16 protein-coding genes are annotated in these 20,783 nt (G+C 54.6%); 3 read left to right on the plus strand and 13 right to left on the minus strand.

Annotated elements, in window-relative coordinates; all coding sequences use genetic code 11:
- Positions 1-19 precede the first annotated feature (19 nt).
- From ACP7BZ_RS03085 to ACP7BZ_RS03125, 9 genes are all read right to left on the minus strand, one after another.
- Positions 20-754, minus strand: a complete 735-nt coding sequence (locus ACP7BZ_RS03085; protein WP_426110176.1) for a glycosyltransferase — start codon at positions 752-754, stop codon at positions 20-22.
- Positions 744-2,015, minus strand: a complete 1,272-nt coding sequence (locus tag ACP7BZ_RS03090) for an O-antigen polymerase (RefSeq protein ID WP_426110177.1) — start codon at positions 2,013-2,015, stop codon at positions 744-746. Before ACP7BZ_RS03090 ends, ACP7BZ_RS03085 begins: the two co-directional genes overlap by 11 nt.
- Complete coding sequence (locus tag ACP7BZ_RS03095; RefSeq protein WP_426110178.1) at positions 2,005-3,195, minus strand: glycosyltransferase; 1,191 nt, start codon at positions 3,193-3,195, stop codon at positions 2,005-2,007. Before ACP7BZ_RS03095 ends, ACP7BZ_RS03090 begins: the two co-directional genes overlap by 11 nt.
- A gap of 6 nt (positions 3,196-3,201) precedes the next feature.
- Positions 3,202-4,260 carry a glycosyltransferase family 2 protein gene (locus ACP7BZ_RS03100; RefSeq protein WP_426110179.1) on the minus strand — a complete coding sequence of 353 codons (1,059 nt, stop codon included), beginning with the start codon at positions 4,258-4,260 and terminating at the stop codon, positions 3,202-3,204.
- Positions 4,257-5,477: an oligosaccharide flippase family protein gene (locus tag ACP7BZ_RS03105; protein WP_426110180.1), complete on the minus strand. Its 1,221-nt coding sequence runs from the start codon at positions 5,475-5,477 to the stop codon at positions 4,257-4,259. The genes ACP7BZ_RS03100 and ACP7BZ_RS03105 overlap by 4 nt, the downstream gene beginning before the upstream one ends.
- Entirely contained in the window at positions 5,470-6,612 is a 1,143-nt protein-coding gene (locus ACP7BZ_RS03110; protein WP_426110181.1) for a glycosyltransferase, read from the minus strand. Before ACP7BZ_RS03110 ends, ACP7BZ_RS03105 begins: the two co-directional genes overlap by 8 nt.
- A gap of 164 nt (positions 6,613-6,776) precedes the next feature.
- Entirely contained in the window at positions 6,777-8,009 is a 1,233-nt protein-coding gene (locus ACP7BZ_RS03115; RefSeq protein WP_426110182.1) for a GumC family protein, read from the minus strand.
- A gap of 52 nt (positions 8,010-8,061) precedes the next feature.
- Positions 8,062-9,978, minus strand: coding sequence for an SLBB domain-containing protein (locus tag ACP7BZ_RS03120; protein ID WP_426110183.1), 1,917 nt, complete (start codon positions 9,976-9,978; stop codon positions 8,062-8,064).
- A gap of 496 nt (positions 9,979-10,474) precedes the next feature.
- The gene (locus tag ACP7BZ_RS03125; protein ID WP_426110184.1) at positions 10,475-11,185 is read right to left on the minus strand and encodes a pseudouridine synthase; all 711 of its coding nucleotides are present in this window, start codon (positions 11,183-11,185) and stop codon (positions 10,475-10,477) included.
- Between the two features lie 254 nt (positions 11,186-11,439).
- Between ACP7BZ_RS03125 and ACP7BZ_RS03130 the strand changes: the two genes are divergently transcribed.
- On the plus strand, positions 11,440-11,739 hold the full coding sequence (locus ACP7BZ_RS03130; protein WP_426110185.1) for a hypothetical protein: 300 nt from the start codon (positions 11,440-11,442) through the stop codon (positions 11,737-11,739).
- A 285-nt stretch (positions 11,740-12,024) separates the two neighbouring features.
- Here the strand turns inward: ACP7BZ_RS03130 and ACP7BZ_RS03135 are convergent, their stop codons facing one another.
- The 4 genes from ACP7BZ_RS03135 to ACP7BZ_RS03150 form a co-directional block, all read right to left on the minus strand.
- Positions 12,025-13,011 (minus strand): S49 family peptidase, encoded by a 987-nt coding sequence (locus ACP7BZ_RS03135; RefSeq protein WP_426110186.1) that lies wholly within the window; start codon positions 13,009-13,011, stop codon positions 12,025-12,027.
- 99 nt (positions 13,012-13,110) lie between these two features.
- Positions 13,111-13,494 carry a Rieske (2Fe-2S) protein gene (locus tag ACP7BZ_RS03140; RefSeq protein WP_426110187.1) on the minus strand — a complete coding sequence of 128 codons (384 nt, stop codon included), beginning with the start codon at positions 13,492-13,494 and terminating at the stop codon, positions 13,111-13,113.
- Entirely contained in the window at positions 13,494-14,153 is a 660-nt protein-coding gene (locus ACP7BZ_RS03145) for an HAD-IA family hydrolase (protein ID WP_426110188.1), read from the minus strand. The genes ACP7BZ_RS03140 and ACP7BZ_RS03145 overlap by 1 nt, the downstream gene beginning before the upstream one ends.
- Before the next feature lie 78 nt (positions 14,154-14,231).
- Positions 14,232-15,212, minus strand: coding sequence for an RluA family pseudouridine synthase (locus tag ACP7BZ_RS03150; protein ID WP_426110189.1), 981 nt, complete (start codon positions 15,210-15,212; stop codon positions 14,232-14,234).
- Positions 15,213-15,909: 697 nt separating this feature from the next.
- Between ACP7BZ_RS03150 and ACP7BZ_RS03155 the strand changes: the two genes are divergently transcribed.
- Positions 15,910-19,290: an Rne/Rng family ribonuclease gene (locus tag ACP7BZ_RS03155; protein WP_426110190.1), complete on the plus strand. Its 3,381-nt coding sequence runs from the start codon at positions 15,910-15,912 to the stop codon at positions 19,288-19,290.
- A gap of 363 nt (positions 19,291-19,653) precedes the next feature.
- Positions 19,654-20,775, plus strand: coding sequence for a GTP 3',8-cyclase MoaA (gene moaA, locus ACP7BZ_RS03160; protein ID WP_426110191.1), 1,122 nt, complete (start codon positions 19,654-19,656; stop codon positions 20,773-20,775).
- The last annotated feature ends 8 nt before the right edge of the window (positions 20,776-20,783 follow it).

The raw sequence follows: 20,783 nt of genomic DNA on the forward strand, positions 1-20,783 counted from the left end.
TGAGACAATCTGACGCCTGTCAGCGGGCGTTTATAAGATATCGCCATACTGCGGTCAGCACAGCTAACAGCATGTGAATGCGCATGAACAGCCGCTTGGATGCGGAGTAGCCGGATTTCTCGCCGGTTGGGGAGTGATTCGCACCATGGCGGCGGTAAAGAATAGTGATATCGGGGAGTCGCGCTACTTTGAACAGCGACTCGGCTATCAAGCCGATATACCAGTCGTGCCATGCCAGTCGCGGTGGAAACGGCAACGCGATATCGAGCAGATGGCGCCGAAAGGCCATACAGCAACCAACGTAACTGTTTTTAGCCAAGTTCGCAACCAATCCGCGGCGAACGCCAACTGTGGACGCAATAGTGTCGCCATTAGGTCTTAGTTGATCGTCGACAACAACACCATCCATCGACATCAGATCAGCGTCACGCAAAACGGTACGAATCAATTCGAGACGCCCCGCATTCCAGACATCGTCCTGATCGCATAAAACGATCAGCGCGGCGCCGCTGGCGTGCGCTGCATTGAGCACGCGCTCAAAGTTTTCTACCACACCACCCACCCGCTCCACCGCAACGATCCGCACCTCCGGAAAGTTCTTACTAACAATATCCACTGTTGCATCCGTAGAACCGTCATCGGCAAGGAGAATATGATCGCCCGTTGCCAGCTGCAAGACAATCGACGCCAATTGAGCCTCAATAAATTTCGCGCCTTGGTAAGTCGCGATACACACGGCAATATTATTGGACATCAGAATTCTTATTTTTTAATTTCGGAAACAAAATTGGACGAAATACGAACAAAAAGAACAACTGAAAGATGACAGGCAAATAAAAGAAAAAATTCTCGAAAAATGAAAACATGAAGCAAAAATGCAGTACAGCATAGCTTGTAATGGCAACGAAATTACGATCGCCCACCAGCATACGTCGATAGGCCACGGCAACGAAGCACATTAGTGAAAATATCGTAATCAGTCCAACCAATCCGATGTCCCGATAAATTGGCAATATGAAAGTTCCCACTGTAAACGATGAAACTTCCAGCAAGTCCTCTCCTTCAACCGGGATTGGGCGCAAAAATGATGGAATGAGTTGAGCAAATGAACTCAAGTCAAACAACGGACCCGTGCTCGCGGCAATGATATTATCAAGATTAAGAAGGTTAAAATAAAAATACGAATACAGCCAAATGGCAGCTGTTGGCAACCATTGATAAGATGCCTCAATTTTTGCCACCTCACTGATATCCTTACCGACCCTTAAATCACCCAGTACGCCAAACAGGAACAGTACTATGCCAACGATTACCACCACTTTGATCATCTTCACTCGTACCCGCAGCAAGTTGTAAACAACAAAGGCTTCAATTAGCAAGGACAAGATGTTCTGACGCGTAACGAAAAACGTGAAGATCAGCAGAATGATAAAAAAAACATTACGGTACAAACGACCGCCGACGGTCATCCACAAATAAAAGGCGGTAACTCCGAGAGCATTCGAAAATGCATTGAAAAAACCATAAACTCCTTTTACACCGAAATTCATGTAACCGCTGTCGCCCGTTGTCAACAAACTGATCAGCGGCACATACCCGGCAACCGCGACATTAAGAATAGCCAGCGATATAAAAACAATGAACAAGGCAATAAAATGGGATCGTCGTACGCTTTCGATCGGGACAGCCTTGCCAACTGTCGGTACAGGTTTAGAGGGAATAATTGCAGCAGCAACAAGCAATAACGCAACAATAGTCGTGACCGTACGCGAGTCAACATCCCGACTGTATTCAGAAATACCAAGAGTCCCAAAAATCAGCATAATGAACCACGGCATACTGAATGCGACCCATACGTTCGTCAGGTCGAAGCGATATACAACGAACAGCAAAGAAATGATAACCAGACTGATTTTGGTAAGCAAGTGCACGTCGATGGTCATGGTCAAAATATAAAGCACCCAAACTAAAGGCAGAAATCGAGCGGCAATAATAAAAATAGCCTTAGCACTCATAGGATATTTTCTCAATTAGAGGACCTCGCAAGGCATGCGCGTTTTTCAGTCCCATCAGTGTAGCACTACTGATGCAGGTCAGTTGGTCACGATTTGTCAGCAATGCATAAATCAATTGTGCAGTAGAACAACTCTCGCGCTCAAAACAACAAGCCGTTGAAAGGAATGCTATCCCTCTGTAAGATTCCTCAGTCGCAGCAATTGGCATCCCATACGACGCAGCCTCAAGTACTTTTATCTTGATTCCAGCGCCGAGAATTACTGGCGATATAAATAAATCGCACTCAATGTGCATTTCTGCCAAACGCTGATCAGAAACAAAACCCTCGAATTCAATATTTCGGAATCTCTTATCTGGGAAAGCATCTCGCCCAGTTCCTGCGACAAGTAATTTTACAGAAGCGTCAATCTGTTCCAATGCTGGCAGCAATTCATCGATAAGCCAATTAAGAGCGTCACGATTTGGGAAATAAGCAGCGGAGCCAACAAACAGTAATTTCTTTGACCCGGTGAACCGCCATTTAGAATCTTTTTCAACCGGTAGTTCAGGCCAAAGCCGGGTCTTTTCAGGACCAGCAACTCCCCTGATGTAAGAAAAATCTGCGCTACCGATCACGACGGTCCGATCAGCACGCGCAAGCAGCGCCCGCTCAATCCAAACTGTCTTCAGATACTCTAACCAGGTAAGATAGTATTTGTACGACCATCGAGAGAAGGTTAATCGCAGGTCGCGGAGAACCACCGACTCGACATTTTGAGCAACATATATCAGCGGCGCATTTAATTGCAGGTGACGCACCAACGCAAACGAATTCAAATGTTCAACTACAATATATTCATATTGATTGGCGGCCACCAACTTCGTGATGTACTCAAACGCGGCAGGCGATGTGACCACGGCAACGCTGCGCGGCAAGCGACTTGCGATGAGCTGAAACATTCCGGCTATTTTTTGGCGGATTCCCTCGCCGGCACGGCCAATCGCGCGGGGAAATATCTTGGAACGGATGTTCGAAGGAAGTCCTTCGATAGTCCGTTGTCCACTTGATTCAACATCAATGCAGACAAAGTCAACGGCCACGCTAACAGCAGCGACGTCGAGTAAATGATTAAACACCGCCCGCTTACCACCACTGCCACTGATCGCAGGGATCAGCGGCGCGATATAAAGAACTTTCATCGCTGATCAGACCTTTCCCGAGCCGAACCAGAAGTCAGGCCTTAAAAACATAGCAACTCTTCCGCGCCGCCCTGCAAGCACCGATTTCAAAAAAACGCCGCACAACCTGGCGACTACGATGGGCAAAGCAAGTGGAAAATTGCGACGCGTGAAGACGAGCCGATTTCTATGCATATAAAAATCACCGCCAACACCAAATTGGACTTGGCGCTTGCTCATTCCTGTACTTCCACCTTCTTTGTGGAAAACGACACTGAGCGGAGCATAGCCTATACCATAAGGACCGCGGCGCATACTCCAATCGATTTCCTCGAAGTAGAGAAAGTAGCCTTCGTACATGGGACCGGCATGTTCCACAAATGCTCTTGAAACAAACATCGATGCGCCAACGACATAGTCGATCCGCACGCTGCGGCTTTGCCCGTGCTCCGTCGAATACAGCTGGCCTTCTCCCACGTGATACGAGGTCGCCAGCCAGCGATTGAATCGTGCGCCACCGAGCGCCTGGACGGTGGCAGGGTTGTGATAGTGCACCAGTGTTGAGCCGCATATACCTAACAGTGGATCGCTGTGCATCACTATCAGCAACTGTGAAAGTGCGTCTGTGGCAACGACTGTATCGTTGTTCAGTAGCCAGATAAATGCGCAGTCAGGGTCGGCCCGGGCCAATGCGATACCCAGGTTGTTGCCAGCCGCATAGCCATCGTTATTATCTGATCGTATAAGCACAATTTGTGCGGGGGCCTCACCAGCTGGTATTGATTCGCCTGGCGACAATATGACGAGCGAGATGGGTTTACGGCAGGCCGGGCGACTCATGGGAGCGAGCGCGAGGTTTTCCACATCGGATTGTTGGGTTCCAGCAGCCCAAGCAATAATGCGATCGACCGAATCATCACACGAATCATTGTCGACGACGAGTATTTGCATGTTTGCATGGGAGAGTTTCAGAACACTCTCAAGACACTCAAGCGTATCTCTCCAACCACGATAATTGAGCAGAACTACATAAACCTTGTCGTCGTTGGGTTTCCCATCTGGCGAATGAGCAATCTTGGAACTCATGAAAACCTCCACGCGAGCGCTAACGTAATCACAAATAGAAGGGCCTCGCAAATCAGAGTACTCATTGCAGCGCTCATTGCTCCATAGCCCGGAATGAACAGATAATTCAACGCTATCTTCAGAAGCAAGGTTCCTACCGTGACCCAAAACAGAAGTATTGTTTTATTTTTCACAACAAGAATATTGCTGAACGTTCCGTAGGCAAAAACGATAAACAAATACCACACCAGTACTTTGAAAACACCAATGGAAGCATTGAACTTATTGGCGAACATCATGCGAAAAAAAATGTCGGAAAAAAAGAATAAAAATAAACTCAAAGCAAGTCCACTCAACGTCATCAACCAGAATGAACTGTTGCGCATTTTACCAAGGAGCAGGCTGGATTCCGCATGCCTTGAAAGGTGCGGAAAAATGGCTGATACGAGTACCGAAGAGACAAACATGAATGGAAAAACGAATTGAGCAGCACCGTTGTAAATACCGACCTCCGTCACACCGGCAAAGCGCTTCAGCATGATTACATCCACCCTGTTGTAGAGTACGTTCGCCAGCATCAACACAGTGAAAGGTAAGCCTTCAACCAATACCCTTTTGATACTTTCCCGCCTCAAGGAGAAGCCAAACATGAATTCGTTGCCGGGTATTGCTCGGATATTCAAGCAGTAAATCAGTGAGATCGATGCCAGCGCCAGATTACAAAACGCGAATGCTAGTACCGAAGGAAAATAATTGCTGACAAATAGGACAAAAATTAAGCGCCCCAACGCCAAATAAAAATCTTTCTTCATTATCTGCTTCTTTTCTCCGCGTGCAATCATCAAGGAAAACATCGGCGTTACGTATCCGCTGATCACAACACCAGCTCCGAGCAAGAAAATAATATACGCCTCATCCAATGCATGGAAAGCAAACGCAAAGACTGACAACGATAGGAGGATGATCAGTGAAATATAAACTTGGGCGCCTTGCATTTCCCGGTAAATTGCCACCATGGTTCGCGGGCTTTGCGTAATTTTCTTGATCAGATATTGAGACAGACCGCCATCTGCGATAAATGCAAACAATGCAACTAGTGCGACGCAGTAGCTGTAGACACCGAATTCTTCAATTTTCAGAGAACGCATCATCAAGATCACGGCAACCAGACCCGATACCTGAAACGCAATACTCCCAAAAAAATAATATACGCTGTCCTTGAAAAGAAATTTAAGCATGACGATGTTCGATAATATGCTGGTTTACAGCATTCAATATTAGATTCCAGTCGTAGGTAATCCGCGCATATTGTTTTATTTCGGCCGCCAAGGCAGGATTAAAAGATTCCTTTATCGTGAAGTCCTGTAAGGCTTCCGCAATCGCCCGAGCAGAATGTTCTACCACCTTACCGTAGCGCTGATTCACTGTTATTTCCTTTACCCCTGAAACTTCAGTAGTGACAATAAAATTACCAAAACTGAGTGCTTCACTGAATACGAGAGGGAAACCTTCGTAACGTGAAGTCAGTACGAATACCTTTGCTCGTGCATACCAACTCAATAACTCGGAACGCTCGTTGACCGGCCCAACCAGTGTCACTCGTCCACGCAGATCAGGACGAGTTTCTATTAAATGATCGAAGATGCACCTGAATTCTTCATTCACAGGTCCGATCAGCGCGATTTTCCAATCACCCAGAGTCAACGTTTGCACGGCCTCGAGTAAAAGTTCATTGTTTTTTTGATGTGTTCCAATTCGACCGACTGTAATGATCAAATTCTCTTTTTGATCAGGCAAATCGACCAGGTTGCGCATGTCGAAACCATTGGTGACATGTTCAATTTTCCCTTGCACCTTTGGAAATCTGAGCTTTGTAGTCTCGACCGCTTCTTTCGATTCTCCGCTGAACAGATCAACCGCATTGAAAAAGCGCTCATGCAGCATGTTACGGAAAAACTGAAATATTTTTCCACTTTTCGCTGGTCGCAGCAATTCGGCGCGTTCTTCAGCAATGTCGAGGTCTAACTTTACATATATGAAGCCGGTCGGATTGCGTATTCTATAAAGCAGCGCAAGCAACTTGGTTTGAAGGCAAAAATGGTAGAGATTGAGTATGTCGATGCGCCGCGAATTACGCGCAATATACAAAACCGCCGCCAGACTGATCCCCTTTATCCGGCCGCGCGGCGAAATTTTTTCTACTGCAAGATGAGGCGAAAGAACGTCCGTCACAAAAGATGGATCGGTGCTCTCGACCACCAGCGTAGCATCGTACCCATAGTTTCGTCCAAAAATGAACGGAATTTGGCCAACATCTTTAGCTAAATGGACTTTTTCGCCATCCGGAAAAACGGTTACAAATCTGGGTATCATATGAATAGTGCATTACTAGTGGGCGAATTTTAACCGGTTACTTGCGAAGCTGGACGGTCTTGTGTCAGTGTATTAAAAGGACGTAATGCGAAAACCGAAGAAGTCCACCAAACGAACCCTAAATTTTTCGGCCAGGAGTGCATACCTATTACACACGGCATGCGTCAGTCAGCGGTTGAGTTTTGAACGGCGCGGCGATTCCAGATACGCGCGAGCTTTTGCCATTTCTCTCGATTACCCGGATTTGAGCGGGCTTGGGTATAAAAATGCCGCACTAACGCAAGAAATAAACCAGCGAACAGTCCTACAACTATACCGCCCAGCACGATCAAAGAACGATGTGGCTTGATCCTCTGCTCGGATGGAATGGCCGGGTCCAGTATTTGAACAGTACCGGACTCCTTTGCCTCATCTATTTTCGCCAACTCAAACTGCTTCGCGAGCAGTTCGAAAATTGTTTCGTAATACTTGATGTCGCGAGCGCCACGCGTGAATTCCACACCAATCTCGGGGATATTTCCAGTTGGAACCATTAAATCACCCTGCCGTCCCGATTGACTACGTTCCAGTTTCGTCAATTCCGCCTGCAGTCCTTGCAGCTCAGCATTTGCACGCAGCAGTTCCGGATTTTGGGGCGAGGCGAAAGTACGGATTGCCTTGATTTGAATCTCTTTCGCGGCGATTGTCGCTTTCAACTGAGTGGCGACGGTAATAATTGCGGTCACTTGCGCACCCGGTTGAATCAGGCCGGTACGCTCCTGGATGCGGCGCAGTGACACCTCGGCGTCGGCCAACTGGCTTTTTACATCAGACATCTGTTTTTCGAAGAAAACTCTTCTTTGCGATGCCTCCGTAAGGGCAAGGGTGGAGGTCAGTTTGCCCAGTTCTTCGACGTAAGCGTTGGCAACGTTTGCAGCGAATTGGGGATCACGATCCTCAACGGTTACAGAGATGAACCCGTCTTTTTTACCATTTACGATTGTGGTATTACTGGAAAGCATCTTTCTACTTTCGCCAAAAGTACTTTTTTTATAGCGCTCCTTCAGTTCAAATCGCGCAATAAGCCGATCGGCAACAGTGCGGCTTTCCAAAACGCCCACATAAGTGTCACCCGAATTCTTTGCACCCAACCCGCCAACCGCACCGGCAAGACCTCCCAATTGTCCTAGCATAGCCGCGACTCCGGCACTCTGCTGCTGTTGAGGCGGAATAAATTTTGCAGTGCTGCTATACGCGGGCGTCATCAAGAAGGCGACCGATAACGCAATCGCTACAGCGACGAGCACTGTGAATAAAATAACCCATCTTTGTTGCGATACTACAATGAGTAGATCGAGCACGTGGAGGCCGTCGCTCGTATCTGGTGTGTCGGAACCGATTGCTATATTTTGGGACATCGCTTTGCTCTCACATCGCTTCCGGAAAATGCTGCGGAAATGATAACGTTATTTAATTTTGAAGTACTTTCAACCCAGCTGCTCCAAGACCGAACTGGTAAAAGATTGCAGTCCACTCTTTGATGCTCTGGCGCAAATTACTTCGATCAATCTTTTCTGGTACGACAACAGTATCTCCGGGATTTACCGCAATACTGTTGACTCCGCTAAACCAACCATTACCACCGCGGGCCGTCCCATCGGCGCGGATAACATACATTTCAGAAGCATCTGCGGATGCCGTTACACCTCCAGCTAGCTCTAGATAATCCTTCACAGCACGACGCGATTTAAATATGAATGAGCCGCCTTGGAAGACTGATCCCAACACGTCGACCGTATCCGGCTTACGTGGAATAAATATGGTATCGCCGTCCTGCAATGCGAGATCAGGCAGATTCTTGAGCTCTGCGTTTCGATCACTCATCTCCAGAACAATGCGTCCTTCCGCTTTTACCGATCGCAACTTGTCGGCCAAGCGGCGTTGCCTTTCAGTTTCCGCCGCTTGTGTAGCAATCGTCTCGCGATCGGTTGCACCGCTCAGTCGTGCAGTCGCAGCAGCGTCCACGTCACGTTCAAAGCGGGTGGCGATCTCATCAAGGCGTAACTGCTGAGCACGGCGCACTGACTCACGGCGTAACTGGGCCGCGTAGATGTAACCGACATCGGTGGTGCCGCCCATTCTGAACATCAGTTCGCGAAGCGTCTCACCCTTCTTTATTTCAAAAACGCCACTTTTGTTCACTTCGCCGGACAGGCGGACGAATTCCTTGTCCAGCCTGGTTTGCACAGCCACTGCAGAGGGTGAAAACAATCGAATGACATCAGCGCCACGGACGGGCAGGCTGGAAAGAACGTCGCCCATCTTGCCGCGTTCCGCTTGCAAGGTCGCCAGGCGTTGGTACGTATTGTTAACAGATTTTTCGACAATAATCTGCCGCATATCCGCGGCCGATTCGACGCCGCCAGCCCAACCGACAAGGTCGGCGACGGATGCCTCACCGTTTAATTCGTAGATCGCTGGTGTCTTTACATTACCCGTGAGGGCAACAAGTGGACCAACTTCCGGAATATAGATCACGTCACCATCTTGCAAACTGGCGTCACGACTTTTATCCCCGCGCACCAACAGGTCGTACAAATCGAATGTTGTGATGGTCACGCCGGCGCGCTTGAGTTCAATACGGCGCATCGAGCCATTTGCACTCGGACCTCCCGATGTGAACATGGCATTGAGCAGGGTGCTCATTGAATTGAGCGTGTAGGTACCAGGGCGAACTGCGTTGCCAACTACGTATATCTGCAATGCCCGCGTCTGCGCCACGCTAGCACTGAGATCGAAGTTGCTGTAATTTTTACCCACAGCCTGTTTGAGGACGCCCTGCAGATCCCGGTACTTAACGCCGGCGACCTTGACGGCACCGATGCGCGGAATGTAAATCGCGCCACTGCGATCCACGGTGACATTGACGTCGACACTGATCATTCCCCAACCGCGAATTTGAATCTCGTCTCCGCTACCGATCACGTAATCGCCATTGACCTGCGCACCCTCGACCGGCGCGAACGTACTTGGCACTCCGGTAAAAAGGTTCCTCCCGAAAACATCCAGAGTGGCCCCGGTAGCGATCTCGATGTAAGCAAGGAAGGAATTTTTCGAGGATATCTCTGCAGGAATATTTTTCAGCGTTCGATTGGTGCTTGCGCGCTCGCTGAATTGGGACTTTGTCGTTCGGTCTGCAGGCAAATTCGCAATCACTGGCAGTCCACGGTCGGCTTCAGCTTCGGTAACAGTGCCTCCCCGGGGCGCGCGCGCATCGGCCTGCGGGTCATTCATTTGTGCGGCAACAGGAAGTGTACCCACACAAAAAACTGAAAATAATAATACCAATTGCTTAAATTTTCGGGCGACTTGCAAGGATTTTCTCATGCGTTCTCTTTTAAGATGTGTCGTTACGCAAACAGCGACAAAGTGAATCCGGGCTCATCGCCCTTCGATGGTATTGTCAATGGCGAACAAAATTCTTTTTCGGATTAGATATTAATTGCCGGAACCGAAATAAATGACGGTTCTGTCAATTTGCAAACGCCGAAATTTTAGCGGCACGCGTGCAGCGCAATGACGGGATTTTAACATCATGGATCGGAAGTTTCGTCCACTTGATCGCCGTCAGCGGGTATCAATGCATGACGATTGCCCGGATTCCGGCGCATAATTTTAAAGCGATTAAGTGCGCCTGACAAAATTCCCTTGGCTGCGTTGCATCACTTGTCGATCTTTGACCTCACTTCGAAGCGGTGATTGCGTTAAGGGTCGTCTCGGACGCTCCAGTTATGATGCTAAATTAATACCTCACTGCTTCGCATAGAGCGATGGAGGGGATTCAATACCCTGTCAGGACAGGTGTGATGCCATATCGACCAGGTCAGGCAAGTAATGCCAGACTCTGATTACCCAAGAAGCACCATTCGCCTTCGGACAGCCTAAGGCTTTCCAATACCACCCCCCCAATCGCCGACCGATGCAACCCCCCGCAATGATTCCCCGCCGCCGCCAGCATCCGCTTGACCTGGTGATACTTCCCCTGTTCCAGCACAATCTCGATCTGATACTCGCCCCGCTGCACGCAGCTGATCGCCTTTAACGGTGCCGGCTCATCATGCAGCTGCACGCCAGCAAGTAACTGCTCGATCAGCGCATCTGTCACCGGTTCGGCCGTGGTCGCCTGATACACCTTTGGCACATGCCGCTTGGGCGACGATTGCGCATGGATGAACGGCCCGTCGTCGCTCATCAACAACAGGCCAGTGGTGTCATGGTCGAGCCGGCCGACTGGCTGGACGTCACGCCAGGTGAATTGCTCCGGCAATAAGGTCAACACGCCGGGATGGTGACTGGGTTTGCGCGAACACTCGAAATTAGCCGGCTTGTACAGCGCGATATAGACCCGCTCGCGCACCAGCCATTCTTCGTCGAACACCGTCAAGGTCAGATTACTCGTGTCAAACACCGTTTTGTAGCTGCTGTGAACGGTGCCGTCGACGGCCACATCACCCTCTTCGATCAGGGAGCGGCAGTATTTTCGGGTACCAAAACCTTGCGATTGCAGAATGCGATCCAGCGATAATTTACTCATGGGCGAGACTTTAACAGAAGGCAAGCCTTGCCGTCACCCCACTGACAAGGTAAAAATTGCGTTATGTTACGGGCAATTTCTGACATCGGCGGTCATTAAATATTTGTCTAATGGAAAGCATTGGAGTTGAGATATGTCAAGCGGGCCGGTGGTGGCGATTGCTACAGTAACTTTTCGCTAGGAATTGTCCTAGCAATCTCTGCGTGAAACCCTACCCCGTTGGTAGGAATCGAAACCAAGAATTTGAGGAAATTATGACCATTGATCACCAAAGCAACGGCGCTGATGACAACAGGCTCCCAGCAACGCCGGCGCAAGCCCATGCGCGGCGGGCACTCGAGCATGCATCGCTCTTTGCCGTCGATCTGGCGCTTGCGCGCTGGAGTGGCGCGTCTGCTGTGGCAAAGCCGGCGCGCGCCGCCTGGCTGATCAATACCCAACATGGTTTGCAACAGTGGCTCGAGGCTGGCGGCTTTGCCCAAGGCGATGCCATCGCGGCCAACGATCCTCCCTTGTATACAGTGCTTAACAAGATGGGCAGCAATGCTGTTTAGCCGTGGCCTGCATCACGCCATCAGCGCACCGTGGCCGCACCTTCTCGTTTACCAATAGGAAATGGCGGCATTGCGCCGCCATTTCCGGCCCTCCGCGAGAAGGTGCCAACGAGGAATGAAAATTCGCTCTAAGCCGCATGCTCGATGCGGCAAGTAGTTCTGGTCCAAATATGTGGTGTTGCCGTGTTGTCGATGTCGGCCCCTTTTGATTGAACTACATGTTCAATATAGAGCATGGGGCGCTGCTTGCAAGGAAAACCTTGGTGCCTTAGGAAAAGTTACCGATCAGCGCAATTGTGGCTTGACGTTGCCATACGCCGATTTGACGGCGCCGGCACCCACCGCAGCACCGAATTTCTTCAGCACCCGCTCCGGCAATCCCTCGCGGGTGGTGTAATCGACGATGTCCTCGACCTTGATGACGTCGCGCGCCACGCTCTCGACGCTGCCCAGGGCGTCCACCAGGCCCATGTCGATGGCCTTGGCGCCAGTCCAGAACAGGCCACTGAACATGTCCGGGGTTTCCTTCAGGCGCTTGCCGCGTCCCTTGCGGACCACACTGATAAATTGTTGGTGAATTTCATTGAGCATGGCTTGCGCGTGGGCCTTTTGCTTGTCCGACTGCGCACTGAATGGATCGAGAAAGCCCTTGTTTTCACCGGCCGTCAACAGGCGGCGCTCAACGCCCAGTTTTTCCATGGCGCCGGTGAAACCAAAGCCGTCCATCAGCACGCCGATCGAGCCCACCAGGCTGGCCTTGTTGACGTAAATGCGGTCGGCGGCTGCCGCGATATAGTAGCCGCCCGAGGCGCAAATTTCATCGACCACGACATACAGCGGCTTGTTCGGATAGCCTTTACGAAGGCGCAGCATTTCATCGACGATCATGCCAGCCTGCACCGGACTACCGCCCGGGCTGTTGATGCGCAGTACCACGGCAACCGAGCCGACGTCGCTAAACGCCTTGTTCAACGATGCGATCACAACGTCGGCCGAGCCGCTTCCCTCACTCTCGATGGCGCCGTCAATTTCGATCAGGGCGGTGTGACGGCCCATGTTTTCCATGTCGGCACCGTTGCCATCGACATAGGCCCAGAGGGCGAAAATGATGACGCCCAGGGTCAGCAGTTTAAAAAAGATGCCCCAGCGGCGCGCAGCGCGCTGTTCGCGCACGGTCGCCATCAACAGTTTTTCCAGCGTGGTGCGCTCCCACTCCGGGTTGATCGCCGCGCCTGCGGGCAGGCTGTCGGGCTGCTTGCTGTTTTCGCTCATGAGTCGTCGTTATGATGATGATGGATTGGGTGGATCGGGTCGATCGGGTCGATCGGGTCGATCGGGTCGACCGAACTGATCGAGGAGTCTACAGGATGCTTATGCGGTGGCCGGCGCCTTTACCACCTCGTCCGGTATCCAGACGATACGGCCGTCGACTTCCTGCACGGCGATGGGGCGCAGTCGCCCACCCTTGCAGGGGCCGCCGGCGCAAAATCCAGTGCTCGGTTCATAGATGGCGCCGTGGGTCTGGCACATGATGAAGCGCTTGCTCGATTCGAGAAACTCGCCTTCCGCCCAGTCAAGTTCGATCGGCACATGGGCGCAGCGGTTCAGGTAGCCATACAACTGGCCGTGGTAGCGGATGACGAAACCGGTGCCGTCGGCGCCATAGACCTTGACGGCAAAGCGCACGCCATTGCCGCCGTCCTGCACATCGGCCGAGGCCGCCACCGGCAGCGCATTGACGGCAGCACCTGCCATCAGGCGTTCTCGCTAAGCCACTGGTGCAGCTCTGGCACGCTGCTGGCGGAAAACAGCGAGGCGCAGGTGCGCAGATGGGCCACCGGGTGAGCGCCATACTCGACCGCGATGGCGCTGGCACCAGCATTGCTGGCCATTAATAAGTCGTGGGTGGTGTCGCCGATCATCACCGTGCGTTTGAGATCCTGGCCCAGCTCGCGCGTCAGTTCCTGCAACATGGCCGGGTGCGGTTTAGAGAAAGTTTCATCGGCGCAGCGTGTAGCGTCAAACATCGACAGCAAACCCGCCGCATTCATGGCGCGGTTCAAACCCACCCGACTTTTTCCAGTGGCCACTGCAAGAAAATACCCTTCCTGGGAAAGTTCCGTCAACATGGCGCGTACGCCTGCAAACAGCACTAGTTCCGGGTCCTTCGTCAGGTAGTGATAGCGATAACGCTCGACCATCTTGGGATACATTGCCAGTTCCATATCCGGCATGACAGCCATCAAGGCTTCCTGCAAGCCGAGGCCAATCACGTGCGAAGCTTGCTCATCGCGGGGGATGGGCAAGCCAAGGTCGCGCGCAGCGGCCTGGATGCTGCGCGCGATGGTGGCGGTGCTGTCCATCAGGGTGCCGTCCCAATCAAATACGATCAGGTCAAATTGCTTTCTTGCCATGTTCACGGCCGCTTGTGGCAGCCGTCTCCTTCCGGGGGTGGGTTGTGATGCTACGCAGCGACGTTCAATCGGACGCGATTATCGAACTGCCTGCAGCGGTTTGCCCAAGCTTACCAAGAAACGATCGCACTCTGGGGGTAATGGCGCGTTTATGGTTATCGACTTGCCACTATCGGGGTGAATGAAGGTGATCTGGTGGGCGTGCAAAAACATGCGCTTGAGCGCCCCTCTCGTACTATCGGCTTTTAACAGCACCCGATTGAGCGCGAAATCACCGTATTTATCGTCGCCGAGAATCGCAAAGCCGGATGATGCCAGATGCACGCGGATCTGGTGCGTGCGTCCGGTTTTCAGTTCCGCTTCGAGCAGGGCGAACGCTGGCCACTTGCGCAGCAAACTGAACACGGTATGCGATTCCATGCCGCCGGCCTGCACCGTCACCCGCCGCTCGCCTTCGGCGGTGGTGTATTTGTGGAGCGGCAGCTTGATGTGCTGGCGGGCGTTTTTCCAGTCGCCGGCCACCATCGTCAAATAACGTTTGTCGGTGACGCCATCGCGCATCTGTTCGTGCAGATTGGTCAGCGCCGAGCGCTTTTTCGCCAGCATCAACACGCCCGAGGTTTCGCGGTCGAGCCGGTGCACCAGTTCGAGGAACTTGGCATCCGGCCGCGATGCCCGCAATTGCTCGATCACGCCGTAGGAGACGCCCGAGCCGCCGTGCACGGCGGTGCCGCTGGGCTTGTCGATGACGAGCAAATGGGCATCTTCGAACAGGATGGCAAATTCCGCGCCGGGTGCGGTCGGCGCCGTTTTTTCGGCCACGCGCACCGGTGGAATGCGTACCAGGTCGCCCTCAACGAGTCGGTATAACTGATCAATTCGCCCCTTGTTGACGCGTACTTCGCCCGAACGGAGGATGCGGTAAATGTGGCTTTTGGGGACACCTTTGCACGTGCGCAGCAGGTAATTATCAATACGCTGGCCGGCGTCTTCTTCGCCGATGGTGACGAAATACGCCTGTATGGGCGCAGATGAAGGAGAAATGGGATCGTTTGGCATCTTGGTTTGTCTTGCACGCAGCCGGCTTTCAACCTGCTCGCCAGAAATTCGCTCTAAGTCCTTCATTTTGAATATATAATCGACAGGCGGCGGTCAAACCTCTGCTGGTGTAAGAATTAAAACGATATTTTACACAGGGGCGTCTCCATCGGCCTCGCCAAATTGCAAATTCGATGGAAAAACGTGTACGCACGGTCGTGGGCGAATCAAGGTTGCACCGTTGTTGTAATCGGATTGGCGTTCGACTGGCCCGGAATGGTAGTTCGGAATTGTAAGGATAAGTACTGGCAAGCTGAGCCTGTTGGACAGCTCGCCAGATGATGGCGTCGATAACGCTTGCCGTTTTCGCCAGACCCGATGTAAGCCTCATCCCAAAGGCTTGTGAATAATGGCGCAATGCGCCAGTGGTTCGAAGCTTTTGCAGGATCGCTGACGGTCAGGCCCGTTGATTTGCTCACCGCCTGGCGGAACCCGTGCCCCCGGTCCTACTCCGGCGCGCCGCGGCTACCTTGCAGGCGATGCGTCACTCGGCATGTCGATCGACCCCACCGCGCCCCGTGATGCCGGCATTTTTTATTGCCGTGCCATCCGAACAGGCATACCCACCCTCCAACTCCTTTCCCTGCGTACATCCCGTGTACCCACGCCGTCCTGACAAGACGGCTTGATGCGGCCTCGTGCCGTGGAGTTTATATAAATGAAACGTATGTTGTTTAATGCGACGCAGCAAGAAGAACTGCGCGTTGCCATCGTCGATGGTCAGAAACTGATCGATATCGATATCGAAACCGCCGGGCGCGAACAGCGCAAATCAAATATTTACAAGGGCGTTATCACCCGCATTGAGCCATCGCTGGAAGCCTGCTTCGTCAGCTACGGCGAGGATCGCCACGGTTTTCTGCCATTTAAAGAAGTCGCCCGCACCTATTTCCGCGAAGGCGTCGATGTGCGCACCGCCAGCATCAAGGAAGCGCTGCGCGAGGGCCAGGAAATCATGGTCCAGGTGGAAAAAGAAGAACGCGGCAACAAGGGCGCTGCCCTGACCTCGTTCGTCTCGCTGGCTGGCCGTTACCTGGTGTTGATGCCGAACAATCCACGCGGTGGCGGTGTCTCGCGCCGGGTCGAAGGGGAAGAGCGCCAGGAATTGCGCGAAACCATGGACAAGCTCGACCTGCCGCAAGGCATGTCGGTGATTGCCCGCACCGCCGGCATCGGCCGCAATGTCGAAGAACTGCAGTGGGACTTGAATTACCTGATGCAATTGTGGCGCGCTATCGAAGGCGCTGGCAAGACCGGCAATGGCGCCTTCCTGATTTACCAGGAATCGTCCCTTGTTATCCGCGCCATCCGCGATTACTTCCAGCCTGACATCGGCGAAATCCTCATCGACACCGACGAGATTTACGAACAGGCGCACCAGTTTATGAGCCACGTGATGCCCGACATGGTGCACCGTGTAAAACGTTACAGCGACGATGTGCCGCTGTTTTCGCGCTTTCAGATCGAGCACCAGATTGAAACGGCGTACTCGCGTACGGTGCCACTGCCGTCCGGCGGCGCCATCGTCATCGACCACACCGAAGCGCTGGTTTCCGTCGACGTCAACTCGGCACGCGCCACGCGCGGCTCGGACATCGAAACGACTGCCTTTAATACCAACTGCGAAGCGGCCGAAGAAGTGGCCCGCCAGTTGCGCCTGCGCGATCTGGGTGGCCTGATCGTCATCGACTTTATTGACATGGAAGTGGCGAAGAACCAGCGCGAAGTCGAAACGCGCCTGAAAGACGCGCTGCACCACGACCGTGCGCGTGTCCAGATGGGCAAGATTTCGCGTTTCGGCCTGATGGAACTGTCGCGCCAGCGCCTGCGCCCATCGCTGTCGGAAGGCTCGCATGTGACTTGCCCACGCTGCTCTGGCACCGGCCACATCCGCGATACCGAATCGTCCGCCCTGCAAGTGCTGCGCATCATCCAGGAAGAGGCGATGAAGGAAAATTCGGCCACCATTCACGTGCAGGTGCCGGTCGACGTTGCCGCCTTCCTGCTCAATGAAAAGCGCGGCGAAGTGCTGAAAATCGAAAACCGCCACCGCATCGGCGTGATTCTGATTCCGAATAAACACCTCGACACCCCGCACTACAAGCTCGAGCGCATCAAGCATGACGATCCGCGCCTCGAAGACAGCCAGGCCAGCTACAACCTGGCGGAATCGGCCGACACCGACATGGCTTACAGCAAGCGCCAGAAGGAAGACGTCAAGCCACGCCAGGAAGCGGTCGTCAAGACCATTACCCCGGCGCAGCCAGCCCCGATCGTCGACCGCAGCGAGCAGGCCAAGCCAGCCGCCGTTGCTCCGGTGGCAGCGCCTGCTCCGGTGGCCGCGCCGGTCGCCGAAGGCATACTCGACAAGATCATCAATTTTTTCATGGGCAAGAAGGCGACGCCTGCAGCGGCGCCGGTCGCTCCTGCGGCAGTCGCGCCAGTCAAGCCTGCTACCTCAGCCGAGCGTGCCAATGGTGGCGATCGCAATGGCCGCAATCCCCGTGGCCGTGGCCGCAATGCCGGTGGCAATGGTACTGGCAAGGGCGAGCGTGAAGCTGGCGCCGCTGTTGCCGGTGCCAGCGGATCCGCGCCGCGCAACGCTGCGCAGGCCGACAAAAACGACGAGTTCAGCCGTCCCGCCGAAGGCGAAAGCCGCAACGGCCGTCCGCCGCGTGCACCACGGCCACCACGCGAACCGCGTGAGCCGCGCGAAGGCGCCAGCGCCGACGCTGGAGCAGGCGTAGCAGCTGCACCGCGTGGCGAGCGCCCTGAGCGCGCCGAGCGTCCGGAACGTGGTGAACGTCCCGAGCGTGGTGAACGTCCCGAACGGGGTGAACGTGGTGAGCGCCCCGAGCGCGCCGCCCGTCCGCCGCGCGAGCGCGCCGATTATCGCACCGTGGTTGCCGAAGCCGGCAGCGAGGCGAAGGCAGAGGTCGTTCCAGCCATTCCTGAGACCATGTGGACGCCGCAGGATCCCGCGGTGGTCGCCACTTCCAGCGCACTCGAGCAGGTGAGCACGCCGGCAGCGGCCGTGGTCGACACCGTCGGCGACGCTGACGACAGCGCCGTCAAGACCGCCAGCACGGGCCCGAATGGCGAAGAAATCGAGACCGATGCGAACGGCGATGAACCGCGCCGTCGCCGCCGTCGCGGTGGCCGTAACCGCAACCGCCGCGATCGGGATGCCGAAGGCAACGAGATCGAAGCGGGCGACCATGAAAGTGAGAGCAGCGCACCATCGGCGCCGGTGTTTACGCCGGTGGCGGATCAGGAACTCGCTGCGGCTGCTGCGGCGGCGCCGGAACCGGTGTCGGAGTATGTGGTTACGACTGCCGAGCCAGTTGTTACGGCGGTCGCTGCGCCTGTCGTTGCGTCTGTCGTTGCGCCAGTGGCCGTGGTGGAAACACCGGCGCCGGCTGCGCCAACGCCGCTGGCTGACCGCGTGCCGATGCCTGCATCTGCCGCTGCTGCGGTGCCGGTCACGCACGTCGATCCTGTTCCGGCTGCTCCTGCTCCTGCTCCTGCTCCTGCTCCTGCTCCTGCTGCTGCTCCTGTTCTTGCTGCTGCTCCTGTGGCAGCTGCCCCAGCAGCTGCGCCAGCCATCATCAGCGAGCCGGCACCCGTGGCCGAGCGCACCACTGCCATCCCGGTGGCAGTGCAGACCGAGGCTGAAGAAGTGACCCCCGTGGCGGTGGTGACGGCAGCGCCGCTGGCAGTCGAAGCGCCCGTGGACAGCCCGGTGCAGGTCGCCATTCCTGTGGCAGTGGCCATGACGGCACCAGCGCCGGTGGAAGCGGTGGTTGATGTGGCGCCGGTGGCTGCACCAGTGGCGGTGGCAGCGCCAGCGAGCGTCGCCGATCTCAGCGAAATGCTCGGCTCAGCCGGTTTGACCCTGGCGGCCACTGATCCTGACAAGCTGCGTGCAGCCCAGGAAGCAGCAGCCAAGGTGGCGCCACCCGTGCGCGTGCCGCGCCAGCGCAAGCCGCTGCCGCCGCAAGCCGATGAGCCGCTGATTCAGGTCGATACCCGCCAGTAAGCGGCGGCGTCGACTAAGTACTCGCCGGGAAATTATTGTGGATTTATAGCGAACAGAAACGGATGCGATGCAAGGCGCTCGCCGCGACGCAATGCGGGCATTGCTAGCGGTGAGCAACGCAGCAGCGCGCCGTTTATGGCAGCTAGAAATCACAATAATTTACTGGCGAGTACTTAGATAAGGGGGAGCCGCTGGCTTCCCCTTTTTTTCGTTTGCGGGACTTCGGAGAAATGGGACGGGCACCCTGCTGCTGGCCTCGGCGCTCGCTATGCTGCAGGGTTGCCTCCCCCACTCTTGCCCGCAGCGCCGCAGGCAATCAACCGCAGCCCTGTGCAGTCACAGAGCTCGTGCTATCGTATCGCCATGTCAGAAAAAATTATCCTGCTACACCAAGAACGCAAGAGCAACATGCTCGTGCCCAGCGTGCTCGAAGCGCCCGTCGGGCGGGTCGACGATGCCCTCGGCCGGCCCTTGCACGACCTGCGCATCTCCGTCACCGACCGCTGCAATTTTCGTTGTGTCTACTGCATGCCGAAAGAAGTGTTCGACAAGGACTATGCCTATCTGCCGCACAATGCCCTGCTGTCGTTCGAAGAAATCACCCGGGTGGCGGCCATCTTCGTTGCCCACGGCGTCGAAAAAATCCGCCTGACGGGCGGCGAGCCGCTGCTGCGCAAGGACCTCGAACGGCTCATAGCCATGCTGGCGGCGCTGCCGACGCCGAGCGGGCGGCCGCTCGACCTGACCCTGACCACCAATGGCTCACTGCTGGCGCGCAAGGCGCGTGCCCTCAAGGATGCCGGCTTGAACCGCGTCACCGTCTCGCTCGACGCCCTCGATGACGCCATTTTTAAACGCATGAACGACGTCGACTTCGCCGTCGCCGACGTCCTGCGCGGCATCGATGCCGCCCACGAAGCGGGACTCGGCCCCATCAAGATCAACATGGTGGTCAAGGCCGGCATGAATGACCAGCAGATCCTGCCGATGGCGCGCCATTTCAAGAACACGCCATATATCCTGCGCTTCATCGAGTACATGGATGTGGGCGCCTCGAACGGCTGGAATATGGCCGAAGTGATCCCCTCGAGCGAGGTGGTGGCGCGCATCCATGCCGCCATGCCCTTGGTCGCCATCGATGCCAATTACACGGGCGAGACAGCCTCGCGCTGGCGCTACCGCGACGGCGGCGGCGAAGTGGGCATGATTTCCAGCGTCACCCAGTCGTTTTGCAAGGATTGCTCGCGCGCGCGCCTGTCCACCGAAGGCCAGCTGTATACCTGCCTGTTCGCCACCCGCGGCCACGATCTGCGCGGCCTGCTGCGCGACGGCCGCAGCGATGCGCAGATTGCCGGCGCCGTCTCGCACCTGTGGCAGCAGCGCAGCGACCGCTATTCAGATACCCGGACCCAGAACACCAGTGACACCGACAGCAGCAGCGAACCCGGCCTCAAGCGGGTGGAAATGTCGTACATCGGTGGATGAACCACAAC

The organism is Massilia sp. PWRC2 (assembly GCF_049896725.1).
Lineage (GTDB): Bacteria > Pseudomonadota > Gammaproteobacteria > Burkholderiales > Burkholderiaceae_D > JAFCUW01.

Bases quoted from the DNA above. Each gene is read 5' to 3' on its own strand.
- ACP7BZ_RS03085 (WP_426110176.1), bottom strand. From the start codon at position 754: ATGTCCAATAATATTGCCGTGTGTATCGCGACTTACCAAGGCGCGAAA.
- ACP7BZ_RS03090 (WP_426110177.1), bottom strand. From the start codon at position 2,015: ATGAGTGCTAAGGCTATTTTTATTATTGCCGCTCGATTTCTGCCTTTA.
- ACP7BZ_RS03095 (WP_426110178.1), bottom strand. From the start codon at position 3,195: ATGAAAGTTCTTTATATCGCGCCGCTGATCCCTGCGATCAGTGGCAGT.
- ACP7BZ_RS03100 (WP_426110179.1), bottom strand. From the start codon at position 4,260: ATGAGTTCCAAGATTGCTCATTCGCCAGATGGGAAACCCAACGACGAC.
- ACP7BZ_RS03105 (WP_426110180.1), bottom strand. From the start codon at position 5,477: ATGCTTAAATTTCTTTTCAAGGACAGCGTATATTATTTTTTTGGGAGT.
- ACP7BZ_RS03110 (WP_426110181.1), bottom strand. From the start codon at position 6,612: ATGATACCCAGATTTGTAACCGTTTTTCCGGATGGCGAAAAAGTCCAT.
- ACP7BZ_RS03115 (WP_426110182.1), bottom strand. From the start codon at position 8,009: ATGTCCCAAAATATAGCAATCGGTTCCGACACACCAGATACGAGCGAC.
- ACP7BZ_RS03120 (WP_426110183.1), bottom strand. From the start codon at position 9,978: ATGAGAAAATCCTTGCAAGTCGCCCGAAAATTTAAGCAATTGGTATTA.
- ACP7BZ_RS03125 (WP_426110184.1), bottom strand. From the start codon at position 11,185: ATGAGTAAATTATCGCTGGATCGCATTCTGCAATCGCAAGGTTTTGGT.
- ACP7BZ_RS03130 (WP_426110185.1), top strand. From the start codon at position 11,440: ATGACCATTGATCACCAAAGCAACGGCGCTGATGACAACAGGCTCCCA.
- ACP7BZ_RS03135 (WP_426110186.1), bottom strand. From the start codon at position 13,011: ATGAGCGAAAACAGCAAGCAGCCCGACAGCCTGCCCGCAGGCGCGGCG.
- ACP7BZ_RS03140 (WP_426110187.1), bottom strand. From the start codon at position 13,494: ATGGCAGGTGCTGCCGTCAATGCGCTGCCGGTGGCGGCCTCGGCCGAT.
- ACP7BZ_RS03145 (WP_426110188.1), bottom strand. From the start codon at position 14,153: ATGGCAAGAAAGCAATTTGACCTGATCGTATTTGATTGGGACGGCACC.
- ACP7BZ_RS03150 (WP_426110189.1), bottom strand. From the start codon at position 15,212: ATGCCAAACGATCCCATTTCTCCTTCATCTGCGCCCATACAGGCGTAT.
- ACP7BZ_RS03155 (WP_426110190.1), top strand. From the start codon at position 15,910: ATGAAACGTATGTTGTTTAATGCGACGCAGCAAGAAGAACTGCGCGTT.
- moaA (WP_426110191.1), top strand. From the start codon at position 19,654: ATGTCAGAAAAAATTATCCTGCTACACCAAGAACGCAAGAGCAACATG.